The 15,383-nt window shown below is 65.7% G+C and carries 1 protein-coding gene (cut by a window edge); it reads left to right on the top strand.

What is annotated here, in order from left to right; genetic code table 11:
- The first annotated feature begins 3 nt into the window (after nucleotides 1-3).
- Nucleotides 4-15,383, top strand: partial view of a beta strand repeat-containing protein gene (locus AC3A6I_RS20610; protein WP_487545758.1) — the 5' portion only. 14,500 nt of this gene lie beyond the right edge of the window; the window shows 15,380 of its 29,880 coding nt (coding positions 1-15,380); the start codon lies at nucleotides 4-6; its stop codon lies beyond the right edge, outside the window.

The following is a 15,383-nucleotide window of genomic DNA, read 5'->3' as shown; positions in this document are numbered from 1 at the left end:
AAGATGGCATATCCGTTCCGTTCCGAAGGCATTTTCGGCCGCCCGACGTCGCACCGCAAGGTGCGGCTCACCACGGCGCTGAAGGACAGGCTGGCGCGGCTGCTCCGCCGCAGCCGGACGGATCGGCAGCTCGCCGAACGCGTACGCCTCGTCTTCGACTCGCTGGAGCCGCGCCTGCTGCTCAACGGCGACCTGACCGTCAACCTCTCGACCGACAACCCGAGCCAGGATCATGAACTGCTGGTCCGGCTGGTCGAGGAAATCCAGACCACCGAATCTGGCAGCGTGACCGTCAAGCGCGTCGAGATCCTCGACCAGGCGCAGGGCGGCAAGGTGCTTGCCTTTGGCGACCTGAGCTCGATCACCTCGATCTCCATCACCGGCGGCGCGGGCGACGACAGCCTCAGGATCGACGAGGATTCCTTTGGCACCAACGGGCTGCCGGGCACATTCAGCTTCAATGGCGGTCTCGGCAACGACAAGCTGATCTATGACAGCTCGGACGCGACGGCCTGGTCGATCACCGGCGAGAATGCCGGCAGCGTCGACGGCCAGCGGGTCGATCTCACCTTCATCGGCGTCGAAAATCTCGAAGGCGCTGACGGCAATGCCGATACTTTCACCTTCGCCAACCCGGGCAAGATTACCGGGGTGGTCGACGGCGGTTATGGCGGCAACGACACCGTCGTCTATTCGGGCGGTCTCAGCGCCATGGCGGGCACGGGCCTGCTCGGCGCCAACGGCTCGGGCTCGGTCGGGCTTTCCAACAGCTCGACGCTGACGTTCGAGAACATGGAGCCATTCGCGGTCGGCGGCGGCATCCAGGTCATCGACCTCAGCGACGTGATCAGCTCGGCCGGCAACAAGAATGTCTCGGTGCAGAGCGGTGGGGCCAATACGCTGCGCGTCGTCACCAATGGCGGCACCAATAACGACTACACGATCACCGGCCAGACGTGGCTGTATCTGGGTGACAGCGCCAACGTCACCACCATCGCCTCGCTGCCGTCCAATGCCAGCTTCTCGCTGATGGTCGATGGCGGCGAGGAGATCGTCGTCAACTCGATCATCAATGTGGGCGGCAATCTCGGACTCAGCGCCGAGGACATCAATATCGGCTCGTCCGCGGTCATCACCGCCGACGCCATCGACATCCGTGCGGTCGACTGGTCGCGTATCGCGATCGACGCCAGCAACGCCAATGCAGATGGCGACAACAACGCGGCGACGCTGAGCGTGGCGGCGGCGGCTTCGGCCACGGTGACGTTGAACGGTTCGCTGAACGCCACCGGCGCGGTAAAGGTCGCCTCGATCGCCTCCAACACCGTGCGCTCGCACGGCCAGGCGGCCAGCACCCTGCGCACGATTTCGACGACGCTGACCAATACTTCGACAGTGGCGGTCAACGCTGGCGCTTCGATCAGCGGGCAAGCGGTTTCGATTACGGCCGATACCGATGTCGACGTCGACGTGATGCTGACCGAGGTGCAGATCCCCGGTTTCCTCGGGCTTGCCGAGATCACCATCCCGACCACGGTGTTCACCACCAGTGCCGTGCTGCCGGGCACCCCGCAGATCCAGGTGCCGCAGGGAATTTTCGACATCATCCAGGCGATGGGCGCCACGATCAGCTCGATCGACCAGTATTTCACCGAGCTGCTCGAAGCCGGCGTCATCGCGATGGATGACATCCGGATGCTGATGGAGAATTTCGGCAACGTCGTCGATTTCCAGAACGCCAAGGTCGAGGCGGACGTCAACGTCACCAACACCACGTCGGTAACCGTGTCGCAGACGGCCACGGTCTCGGCGGTCAGCGGGGCCGGCACGATCAATATCGCGGCGACCGACAGCACGCTGGTGCGCGACACGCTGCAAACCGAGATCGACGCGTTCCTGCCCAAGCTGCAGACGGTCGTCGTGTTCTCGGCGATCGATTCCGATACGCTGGTCAACCGCACGACCTCGGTGAATGTCGGCCAGCAGTCGGGCACCGTCTCGACCCGGCCGAGCGTGCTCGCCGCCTCCGGGCAGGTCAGCATCACGGCGACCAGCCAGGGCGACATCCGCGACGAGATCATCTCGAATGCGCTCGGTTCGGCGACCAATGAAGCCAACGAGAGCACCACGGTGCTGGTGCGCGGCGTCACCATCGCCAATGGCGCAGGCGCCGTCGGCGGGCTCGCGATCGCGGCCAGGAGCGATACCTACTACACCTCGACCAGCCTCGATTCCGAGAACGAGGTGATCGGCGCGACTTCGGCCACCCTCGATGAATCGGTGGTTCTGGCCGGCGCCGGTGGCGTGAGCATCAACGCGACCGACACGTCGACCGTGTTCGCCTATGCGACGCCGTTCCAGCCGGCGCTCGACCTCAACGGGGCCGAGCCGGACCCGGTGGTCAAGAAGCACATCGCGCGCGTCTCGGTGATCAACCAGATCCAGAAGGACACGATCGCGGCGCTGACCGCATCGAGCGTGAACGCCGCTGGCGACGTAACGGTCACCGCCTTCAACGGCACCACGGCCACCGTCTTTGTCCATTCGGTGCCGCTCGAGGAAGACGGGGATATCGACCCGACCGATCCGACCACGGCCAAGAAGGTGATGGGCGGCTTCCTCGCCGCCAATATCGTCAATGGCTCGACCACGGCCAAGATCCAGGGCGGCACGGTCACGACCACGGCCGGCGGCGACATCAAGGTCGAGGCGACCGACGACAGCTTCCTCGATGCCACGATCTTCATGAATGTCGAAGGCAAGGGCATCACCGGCAACAAGCTGCTGAAGCAGCTCAAGGGCGGCTCGAAGTCGACCGGCTTGATGGAGACGATGAACATCATCGGCTTCACCATCGGCGGCGGGCCCGAGGTCAACGGCAACACGCTCGCCTTCCAGAAGGCGACGCTGGATGCGTTGCTGGGTACGGAGTTCTTCCAGGACGAGACGCCGGTCGCGGTTTCCGCCTCGATCGTCGACAGCGCGGTCGTCGCTGCCGGGGCGCTGTCGGTCACTGCGCTCTCCAAGGGCGTGGTCAACTCGACGGTTTCGAGCTCGTCCAAGCAGTCCTCGGATGTCGGCGTCCTCAAGACCTCGGCCAAGGTGACGGGCGCTGCCGTCGCCAACAACCAGATCAGCCGCTCGGCCACCGCGACCATCGACGGGGTGAGCGACAAGTCCGTCGCCGCCACCGGCGCGCTGACGGTCGAAGCGACCGACGACACGCGCATCAACGCCAATGTGAAGCTCACCGGCTCGGCGATCGCCAGCACCGATGGCGGCCTCCACTCGCTCGAGCGCTTCCTCGAGTTCGGCCTTGCCAACACCGTCGAAGGCATTCTCACCGGGCAGGATACCTCGACCCGCGGCATCACCATGGATACCGAGCGCACGCTCGGCGACGGGCTCGTGCAGCCGGTCGGCTATGGCACGGTGGTCGGGCTCGACTACCAGAAGGTCACCGACAAGAAGACGCCTGTGACGGTTACGCAGGGCGAGATTCTGCTGGTCTCCGAGCTCGGCAGCCAGGGCAAGCTCTACCAGTATGTCGGGCCGGGTACGCTCACCATCACCGACTGGAAGTCGGTCAGCCCGCAGACCGATTTCTCCAACGAGAGCCTGTGGAAGGCGATCAAGGGCGAACCGGGCGACACCTATACCTATCTTGGTGCCGACAATCCGACGCTTGACCTCACCGAGGTCGATTTCACCGACAAGGACCTGTGGAAGCAGGACCTCGACTATTCGATCCTCACCGAGCAGTACAACCTGCGCTCGGTCGGCGCCGGAGCCACCGGCGCGGTAGTGGCGCTCAACGACATTCGCGGCGGCGCCACGGCGCTGCTGACCCGCGCCGACGTCGACGCGGCGAGCGTTGCAGTCACGGCCAAGTCGGTCGGCGAGATCGACGCCAATACCGACGTGCTCAACGAAGTGCAGGGCGGCGGCGCGTTCGACGAAAAGCGCGTGCTCAAGAAGATCGCGCCCAGCGGGGTCAAGGGCTTCATCTTCCAGAAGCTGCTCGCCGGCGGCTCGACCAAGGCGCAGAGCGGCATCATCTCGACTAACCTGATTCAGGGCGAGACTTCGGCGAAGATCGTCGATGCGACGCTGGGCGATGTGGCCGACAAGATCGGCGACGTGACCGTCAGCGCCGACAATTCGTCCAAGATCAATGCCGAGAACTCGGCGATCTCGACGGGCGTCGGTGCCAAGAAGATGCAGGCGCTGCAGATCGCCAACAACACGATCGGCTGGGAACGCAGCAACGTGCTGTTCGATTCCGTCGAGACGCTGCTGGGCGACCTGGTGGACGATTCCGCCGAGCTCGCCGGCGCCACCGACGTGCAGCTGAGGAAGCAGAACCCCTACGACGTCACCGCCACGATCGAGGATTCGGTCGTGCAGTCGTCGGGCGACGTGCTGGTCGAGGCGCTGTCGGAAGGCCTGATCACGGTCGTGCTCGACAACAAGGCCTCGGCGGCCTTCCAGTCGCTGGCGCAGACCAAGTCGGCTTCGCTGGCCCTCGCCATTGCCGGCAACAAGATCGCCAACAGCGCCACCGCCTCGATCGATGGCGGCTCGGTGACGGCGGCCAGCGTTGATGTGCATGCCGAAAACTCGGCGATCATCGACACGCTGACCAATGTCGGCGCCGACAACCAGACGGCGACCACCTACGGCACCGATGTCCTCAGCGACATCATCAGCGCCGTGGTCGACGACTACAAGTACACGACCAAGTCGGGCACGCCGGGTTCGGCGCCGGGCAGCGCGCCGCTGACGCTGGGCGACCGGGTGCGGGTCGAGACGCCCGAAGTCGATCTCGACGACCTGATCCCCGATGCCAGCATCAACATCGTCGCGGGCGACCGCGTGATGAGCGATGGCATCGTCTATCGCTATACCGGCGGCGGCACGCTGACCTCGCTGGCCGGCATCGACTTCGCGACGGATGCCAACTGGACCGCGACCGTGGGCCAGCCGGGCGACGTCTACGAGTTCATGGGCGCCGACGCGACGAACATCAATCTCGCGACCGCCAACTTCAACGATTTCGGGTTCTGGAAAAAACTCAACACCGACGCCATCGTTCCGGCGGCGCTGGTGCAGACGGGCCTCCTCGCCAAGTTCGGCGGCGACAAGGAAACCAAGAAGTTCATCGGCACGGGCAGCTCGGCCAAGGGCGGTATCTTCGGCCGCAACCAGATCGATGCCTATGTGAAGGCGCAGGTGGTCGAGTCGACCATCAATGCAGCGGGCGCCGTTTCGGTCACGGCCGACCAGGTGGCGACGATCAAGGCCACCGATATCAGCGTCATCAAGTCCGAGAACTCGACGGACGGCAATGCCGCGAGCGCCATGGGCGGCGTGTCGGTGTCCAACACGATCCTGGGGACCACGCTCGCCACGGTGACGGATTCGACGATCACCAAGGGCACCGGCGCGGGCAATGACCTGACGGTCGCCGCGACCAATGCTGCGGTGATCGATGCCACTGCGCTCAGCCAGATCGCCTCGACCGGCAAGGCGATGAACGCGGTGATCGCCTTCAACGCGATCGGCTGGAAGCCGCAGAACCTGTTCTTCGATACGGTCGACGCCATCATTGGCTCGCCCGAGGTGGCTAAGGCGATCGGCAACGAGATGCCGTTCTCGACCACCGCGTCCATCCTCCGCTCGGATGTCGACGTGGCCGGCTCGATCGCGGTGACGGCCGAGAACTCGGCCGAGATCGACGCGCGCACCGGCAACGAGACCAAGCAGGAATGGGAGAACCCGTTCGGCGTGGTGGCCAAATATGGCGCCAAGGGCATGGCGGCTGCAGCGCTGCTGACGATGAACAAGGTCAGCGCCGGCGCAGAGGCCTATATCGACAATACCGGCACTACCGGCAAGCAGGTCGAGGCCGACGAGTCCGTACTGGTCCAAGCGGACAACAACGCCAAGATCTCGGCCAATATCAAGGTGGTGGCGACTGCGCTGCCCTCGAACACGATCTCGGCCATCACCGACATGGTGGGCGGCATCGCCGACCGGCTGGGCGCGGGCGACTATGAATACACCACCCGCTCGGGCGAGCGGACGATCCACACGGGCGACAAGGTCCGCGTGGCGCTGCAATACCTCGATGCCGAAGTCGATCTCGACGCCGCGCTGCCCGATGCACCGCTCAACCTGATCCAGGGCGACCTGGTGGAAAAGGGCGGCCAGATCTACCGCTATCTGGGCACCGATCCGATCACCCAGAATACAGGCATTACGCTCACCGACACGACCAAGTGGCTGCTGCTCGACGTCAATGCGGGCGAAGTTTACGAGTATATCGGCACGGCCGACCTCGTCGATGCCGACCTCACGACGGTCAACTACGGCGATATCACGCTGTGGAAGCAGCTGAGGACGTCCGACTACAAGGACATCTTCTTCCCCAACCTCGGGAACATCCAGACCACCAACGCCAAGGCGATCGGCCTCTCCATCGCCTATAACGATGCGCGCGGCGACGCCAAGGCGTCGATCAAGAACGCGGTGGTGGATGCCGACGGCGCCGACGATGGCGATGTCATCGTCTCGGCCACCAACGCGACCCAGATCCTCGCCTACTCGACCAACACTGTCTCGGCAGCGGGCGGTAGCGGCATCGACGGTTCGGGCAAGGTGCTCGGGCTCGCCGGCCAGATCGTCACCAACGTGGTGCTCGGCAAGGCCGCGGCGCTGATCGATTCCTCGGCCATCACCGCGGCAGGCGACGTCCGCGCGCTCGCCAGCAACGAAGCGGCGATCGACGCGCGCAATTACAGCTCGGGCGTGTCGGGTGCGACCGCGGTCGGCATCACGCTCGCCTTCAACTCGGTGGGCTGGAACACGCAGAATATCCTGTTCAACGCCATCGATACGCTGGTGGGCGCGAACTATATCGCGGGCGACAGCGGCTTCGGGCTCGAGAACAGCGCCGACGCGACGGCAACCGTCAATGGCGGCACGATCGACGCCAAGGGCAGCATCACGGTTTCGGCCGAAAACATCGCGCAGATCAACTCGACCGTGTCGAACACGGCGCAGACCACGACTTCGGCGCTCTATGGTGCCTCGGGCGCGTCCTACGGCATCGTGCTCTCGGGCAACAAGGTCAGCGGCAAGGCGACCGCCACGATCCAGCAGGCCAAGACCGCGGTCGGCAAGGATATAAAGGCCGGCACGGGCGTCGTCGTTACTGCCACGGACGAGAGCGGCATCTACTCGAACACCAAGCTTGTGGCCGAGACTTCCGTCACCAATGATGCCGGCGTCGGCGTCATCCAGGAGACGATCAACGACCTGATGGGCGCCGACTACGACACGGTAGCCGATGCCTCGGGCGACAAGATCCGCAACCTGAAGTATGGCGACCGCATCCGGCTGGACGACAGCTATGGCTCGCCCGCTATCGACATGCACACGGGCATCGACCCGCACAATGTCGACATCGCCCAGGGCGAAGTGATCGCGCTCGAGCCGGAAGGCGACGAAGAGGCGGTCAAGTACATGTATGTCGGCAACCTTGCCGTCTATACGATCGCCGATGTCGATGCGGAAGACTTCGACAGCGCGAACTGGGTGAAGGTCGGCGGCGATGCCGGCGCGATCTACACCTACATGGGCACCGCTGAGAGCGGCGAGGACACCGACCTCACGACGCTCGATTTCACCGATCTCAACTTCTGGAAGAAGGATCCGGCGACCGAGATCCTGCTGCAGGACCTGAACCTTTCGGTCGCGCCGTCCAAGTCGATCGGCGCCCTCGTGGTGCTCAACGACGTGCGGGGCGGGGCCAAGGCGTCGATCGATAGCGCCGAGGTCGAGGGCGGCACGGGCGACGTGGTGGTGAGCGCCAGCGAGTCGGCGACGCTCACGGCCACGGCCGACAGCGCCATCGCGGCGATTGGCGGCAACTCGCTGCCGTCCAACACTTTTGCGCCCAATCCCAAGCCGGGGCCGGACGGCACGACCAAGCCGCCAAAAGACACGGTGCTGGCCATCAACGGCACCATCGCCACCAACCTCGTGCAGTCGAGCGCCGTGGCCGAGATCACCAACTCGACGGTGACTGGGCAGGGTGGCGCGACGGTCGATGCTGTCAACGACGCCGAGATCATCGCCAAGACGATGGCGGCGGCCTCGACCAGCGGTGGCGACACCGCAGGCGTCGTGCTGGCCTTCAACTCCGTGGGCTGGGAACCGCAGAACGTGCTGTTCAACGGCATCGACGCGATCCTGGGCGATGACGTGCTCGCCGACGACGCGTTCGGGCTGCAGAACCCGGCGATCGCCGATGCGCACATCACCGGCAGCACTATAGACATCACTGGCGACCTGACGGTTTCGGCCGACAACACCGCCAGGATCGATTCCGAAGTCAGCAACGAGGCAACGTCCTCGACCGTCTCGATCGCCGGCACCGACGGCAAGGCGCTCGGCTTCCTCATCGCTTCCAACAAGGTGGCGGGCGGCGCCAAGGCGACAATCGACAATACCGGCGCGGCCGGCGCAACGATCAAGGCCGACAACGTCAACGTCACCGCCAGCGACGATGGCGAGATCATCGCCACGGGCGACATCAAGGCCATTGCCGAGATCAAGAACGACTATGGCCTCTCCATCGCGGCCAACGTCATCCAGTCGCTGATCGAGAGCTACAGGTTCACCACCAAGTCCGGCGCGCAGGTGCTGAACTCGGGCGACCTCGTCTATATCGGCGACGACTATCCGATCGAGAGCGAGCGCGGGAAGCTCTACCGCTATAGCGGCCCCGACGGCACGACGGTCGACCTGTCGGGCAACATCACGACGAACGCCAGCTTCTCCGAGTTCAACTCGAGCAAGGCGTTCGAGATCATCAACACCCTGATTCCGAGTCTCGCCGGCGGCAGCGCCACGGGCGTCGGCGCCATGGCGATCCTCAACATCGTCGAGGGCGGCTCGGAAGCGCTGGTGACCAACGCCGACCTGACGCTGGGCGGCGATCTCAACATCACGGCGGCCAAGACCGGGCTGATCGATGCTGATCTCACGGCGCGCGTCGAAGTCACCGGCGGCACCGCCGCCAAGTCGAAGTCGATCGCCGTCAACGCGGTGATCGCGACCAATAACGTCGTCGGTACCTCGAGTGCGAAGCTGCTCAACAGCGCCGTGCATTCGGCCGACAACCTGTCGACCATCGCGACCAACAGCTCGACCATCGAGGCGACACTCGATGCCGACACGATCTCGAAGCAGACCTCGGTGGGGGTAACGCTGGCCTTCAACTCGGTCGGTGTGCAGAACCAGAACTTCCTGTTCAACACCGTCGATGCGCTGGTCGGCACCGACCTCGTCGGTGTCGTCCAGGGTGCGGCGCCGCTATCGACCGTGGCGCTGATCGACAACACCACGATCGATGCCAGCGGCAACCTGAACGTCGAGGCGCATGGCGACCAGACGATCAATGCCGAGATTTCCAGCCTGGTGCGCACCATGCGCATCGGCAGCGGCAGCGCGACGAGCATCGGCGCCGTCATCGCGCTCAACCGCGTCAACTCGACCGTCAGCGCCACCATCAGCAACGCGGCGACAGTCAGCTCCGACGGCAACGTGGTGGTCGATGCAGACAACACGGCCGATATCATCTCGACGGTGATCCAGCCGGTGATCGCCCTCGAGCTCGATATCGGCGGCGGCTCTGGCGGGACCAAGAGCTTTGCCATCAGCTTCGTGGTGGCGCGCAACATCATCAACGCCACCGTGGACGCCAGGATCGACGACATCGACGATTTCGATGCCGGCGCGGTGACGGTTTCGGCGGATCAGGCGGCCAAGGTCAACAGCACGGCGGCGGCCGCTGCCATCGCGCTCGGCGTCGGTGTGTCCAGCAGCGCCACCTCCGTGAGCGGTGGCGGTGCCATTGCCAATAACTCGATCCTGGGTAGCGCGGTCGCGACCATCCTCGACTCCTCGATCACGGCCCCGACGGGCACCGTGCTGGTGCATGCCGGCAACTCGGCCGTCATCGAGGCCGAGGTGCTGGCCGCGGCGGTCGGTGTCTCGGGAAGCTTCTCGAGCACCTCGACCGGTGTCGCGATCGGTGCGGCGCTGGCGTTCAACTATATCGGCTATACCGGTTCGGTCACCGACGTGGGCGTCGCCACGCCGCTCAAGACCGAGGCGAGCATCCGCAACTCGACCGTCTCGGGCAAGAAGGTGAAGGTCGAGGCGAATTCGACCGCCAAGATCGAAGGCACCATCGCCGCGGTTGCCGTGGCCATCGGTGCCTCCTCGGGCTCGGCCAAGCAGGTCGGACTTGCCGGCGCCATCGCCGAGAACCGCATCGCGGCGAACACCACGGCGGTGGTCGACGGTGGCGACACAGCAGGCGGCGCCTCTTCCATCACGGTCGGCACCGACGGCATGGAAGTGGCGGCGGTCAGCGACTACGACATCGACGTGACCACTGCCGCAGGCACCATCGCGGCCGCGCTCTCGGGCGGCACTTCGGTCGCCGTGTCGGTTGCTGCCGGCATCGCGCTCAACGACATCAAGGGAACCACCAAAGGCCGCATCGAGGACACCGGCATCACCGGCACGGGCGGCGTATCGGTCAAGGGCGAGGATATCTCCAAGATCAACGCAACCGCCGCGGCCGCGGCAGTTGCGGTCTCCGGAGGAAAGACGGGCCTGTCCGTCAGCGGTGGTGGCGCGGCGGCAGTCAACAAGATCGCGACCGACGTATTGGCGACCATCCTCGAGTCGACCGTCACGGTGAGCGGCGGGGTGTCCGTCAACGCCCATTCGAAGCAGGAGATCGATGCCACGATCGCCGCTGCAGCCTTCGCCGCGGGTTTCGGCAGCACTGGCGTTGCCGCCGCGCTGGGCGTTGCGGGCGCCGAGAATATCATCCGGGGTGACGCGGCGGAGCAGGCGCAGGTCAAGGCGCAGGTCTCGAGCAGCGACATTACGGCCGATGGTGCGCTGGCAGTCACGGCGCTGTCCGAGAATACGGTAGACGCCAGCCTGCTGGCACTGGCGGTGGCCGTCGCCGCCGGTTCGACCGGTGTGGCTCCGGCCGGCGCCGGTGCCGGCTCGCACAATGCGATCAACGTCGATACGTCGGCCTTGATCGACGGGGCGACCAGCGACATCACGGCCGGATCGATCACGGTTTCGGCCGACGACATATCGCAGATCGACGTGGAGACCCTGTCGGCGGCAGTAAGTCTCGCCGCGGGCTCCACCGGCGTCAGCGTCTCCCTCGTCGTTGCCCTGGCCCTGAACGAGATCAACTCGAGCGTCAATGCATCGGTCACTGGCGTTGCGTTACTGCGCTCGACCTCCGGCAACACATCGATCACCGCCAAGCGCGAGGCAACGATAACCGCCAAGTCCTTTGCAGCCACGCTGGCGGCGGGCTTTGGCAGCACGGGCGTCGCCGTCAGCGGCGCCGGCGCCGCGGCCAGAAATGACATCGGCGGGGATACGGTCGCCTCGATTGTCGGTGTGGCCAATGTCGACGTTGCCGGCGGACTGCTGGTCAAGGCCGAATCCAGCTCGGACATCGAGGCGACGATCGGCGCCGTGGCTGCGGCGGTCGGCGTCGGCGGAACGGGCGTGGCCATTGCCGCAGGCATCTCGGCCGCAGAGAACATCATCCGCGGCGGCGAGACGGATCAGGCCCAGGTCAAGGCGCAGATCTCCAGCAGCAACGTCACGGCGGATGGCGCGCTGGAAGTGACGGCGCTGTCCGACAACACGGTCGACGCGACCATTGTCGCAGCGTCCGTGGCCATCGCCCTCGGTTCAACCGGCGTCGCGCCATCGGCGGCGGGTTCGGGCGCCCGCAACGCGATCAATGTCTCGACGGCCGCCCTGATCGACGGCGCGAGTAGCAGCATTACCGGGGGCTCGATCGCAGTTTCGGCGGCCGACACATCCGAGATCGACGTCCTGACCGGCGCAGCGTCGCTGGCCGCCGCGGTGGGTTCGACCAGCGTCGGCATTTCGCTCGCCCTGGCGCTGGCGCTGAACGAAATCAGCTCCGACGTTACCGCGTCGGTTGCCGGCGTTGCATTGCTGCGCTCGACCTCCGGCAATGTGTCGGTCCGCGCCGAGCGCGATGCGACCATCACTGCCGAATCCTACGCGGCATCGTTCGCCGCAAGCTTCGGCTCGGTGGGCGTGGCGGTCAGTGGCGCTGGTGCCGCGGCCGTGAATGATATCGGCGGCGACGTCGTCGCGTCGATCGTCGGCGTTGCCGATGTCGATGTGAGCGGCTCGTTGCTGGTCACGGCCGAGTCGACCTCCGAAATCGAGGCGACCGTTGGTGCGGTGGCCGTATCCGTGGGCGTTGGCGCAGTCGGCGTCGGCGTCGGTATCGGTATTTCGGTTGCCCTCAACACGATCGGCGACTGGGATAATGGCGGCAAGACCTACCAGGAGCTGATCGACAGCGAGGATCCGCTGACCACGGCGGAGCTTGACGATACGGCCGAGGTCAAGGCCTTCATCCAGGGCTCGACGGTCGAGGCGACCGGGGCCGTCGAGGTCAGTGCGACCTCCGACCAGACGATCGATGCCAAGGTTGTCGCGGCCGCGGGTGCGGTTGCGGCCGGCAAGGTCGGTGTCGCGGTGGCGGGCGCCGGCGTGTATGTCGAGAACCTGATCGCGGTCGACACCAGCGCCTACATCGCCGAGACTCCGGCCGCCGGCGGCAACCCTGCCGTCGAAGCGGAGATCGTCGCCGGCAGCGTCGATATCTCGGCCAGCAACACCTCCGACATCACCGCGCTCGCGGGCGCCGCGGCGCTCTCAGCCGGCTTCGGTGCCGTGGGCGTTGCCGTCTCGGTCGGCGTTGCAGTGGCCAAGAATACCATCGATGGCGATGTATCCGCCTATGTCGATGGCGCCGACATCGAGGTGACCGACATCGTCGACCGCCCACCGGCCGGTGATCCGCCGGTGACGCCGCCGCATGCGGCCACGCCGGGCACGATCAACATCTCGGCGACGCTCGACAACACGATTGACGCCACCACTGCGGCGGCCGCGGTTGCGATCAGCGGCGGCGCCGTGGGCGTCTCCGTCGCCGGTGGCGGCGCGGTGGCGCTCAACACCATCCTGGGCAGCGCCAAGGCCTATGCCGAAGAGAGCTCGCTCGATGCGGGCGGCAATATCTCGGTTGCTGCTGACAGTACTTCCGACATCGACGCCGAAATCCTCGCCGTGGCAGGGTCGGCGGCGTTTGGCGGTGTCGGTGTCGCGGCCTCGATCGGCATCGGCATCGCCCGCAACAATATCGGCTACGTCACCAATGGCGCCGACATCATACCTAGTTATGATCCGCTGGAGGTGATGGCCTATCTCGACAATACCAGCGTCGAGACCTATGGCGAGCTGTCGCTGGATGCGAGCTCGAGCGAGACGGTCGATGCGACGGTGATCACCGGCGCCGTGGCGCTGGCCGTCGGTGGGGTGGGCGTCGCCGCAACGGGCGCGGGCTCGGAAACCACCAACCGCGTCGGCGTCGTCACCAAGGCCTATATCTCGGACGATGGCGGCTCGATCGTGGCCGGCGACATCTCGATCGATGCCGATGATACGATCGACATGAGCGCCTACGCCGGCGCCGCCTCGATCGCTGGCGCCACCGGTGCCTATGGCGGCGCGGCCTCGGTCGCCGTGTCGGTGGCCGAGAACCGCACCAACTCGCAGGTCAAGGCCTATATCGAGGACGCGCATGTCACGATCACCGGCGCGGTGGCCGTGGATGCGCTCGGTTACCTGGTGCGCGACGAGGACAACCTTCGGCTGTTCGCGCTCGATACCGGTCTCGTGGACATCAAGGCCAACAGCGCCACCACGCTCGATGCAGTGGCCGAGCTGGCTTCGGTTGCGGTCAATCTCAGCATCGGGCCGACGCTCTCGGGCGGCGGCGCGCTGATCGTCAACAATGCGAACGCCACCACCGACGGCTATGTCGAAGACAGCACCGTGCTCGTCAACGGCGACATCACCATCGAGGTCAATACCGACGTCACCACCTGGGGCACCGGCCGGGCGCTCACCGTCGCGGCGGGGCTGTTCAGTCTCGCCGTCTCGGGCATGGACGCGCAGACCGACGTCGTCATCACCAATCGCGGCCGCATCGATGGCTCGCATATCGAGGCCGACGATGTCGATGTCTCCGGCACGGCAACGCCGCAGGCGAGCGCGTCCACCGAAGCGGCGACCGGCGGCGTGCTGGCGGTGGGCGTTTCCAAGGTCGATACCGACGTCACCGTTACCTCGGTGATGAGCGCGACGGGCTCGCAATTCACGGTCGGCGACCTGTCGCTACGGGCCTTCGAGGCACGCGCTTCCGACACCGCCAACACCGCCTATGCCTCGGCACAGGGCATTGTCGGCGGCCTGATCGGCACCGACGCGACCGTCACCAATGCCGACCATGTCGGCACCATCTCGGCGCTGATCGGGGCCGGCACCAGCATCGTCGCCGCCGGCACGGTGTCGGCCACGGCGCGGAGCGACAACCGCCAGCGCGCGGCCTCCGACAGCGCCGCTTTCGGGCTCGTCGCCAGCGGCGCCACCAAGGCCTATGCGAGCTCGGATTCCGACACGCTAGCCAGCGTTGCCGCGGGCGCAATCATCACCGCCGGCGACCTGCAGCTCAAGGCGAGCGGCAACGACGACAACTCGTCCTCGGCCAGCCCCGGCGCGGGCGGCCTTGTCGGCATCGCCGCCGGCATTGCCGACACAACGGCCAATGTCAGCTCGACCGTGGCGATCGGCAACGGTGCGAAGGTCACGCTCATTGCCGATGATCTCGGCGACGCCGATCCGAACACCGGCCCCAAGGGGTCGCTGCAGATGCAGTCGGACCAGAACACGCTCGCCAACAACGAGATCAAGACCAGCGCCTATGGCGCGATCTCGGGCTCTGGCGCCTCGGCACGCAACGACGTCAATGCGGACAGCACGGCCCGCTTCGGCAACGGCGCCATCATCAAGGCCGCCAATATCGATGCGCTGGCGGCAAACCATTTCCGCAAGAACAATATCGGCACCAATATCGAGGGCAGCTCGGGCGGGGCCATCAACGCGGCCGGCGTCGAAAGCCGCACGGACCTGCGGCTGAACACGCTGACCGTGGTGGAGGACAATGCCTCGCTGACGGTCGCCAACGCAGCGCCGGAGGACGGCGGCATCTCGCTCGCCACCTTCAACGACATCTTCTACCACGAGAGCATCGCCTATAAGGGCGGCGGCGTCGGCTCGGGCATCGGCGCCTCCAGCACGCTCGACACCACCGACGATTCCGGCGAGGACCGCGACAACGGCAACGGCATCTTCGGCACGGTGCAGATCGGCTCGAA

The organism is Devosia sp. Soil_C_22 (assembly GCF_057657195.1).
Note: the sequence above shows the minus strand (reverse complement) of the source record. Positions and strands in the feature narration are given on the sequence as shown.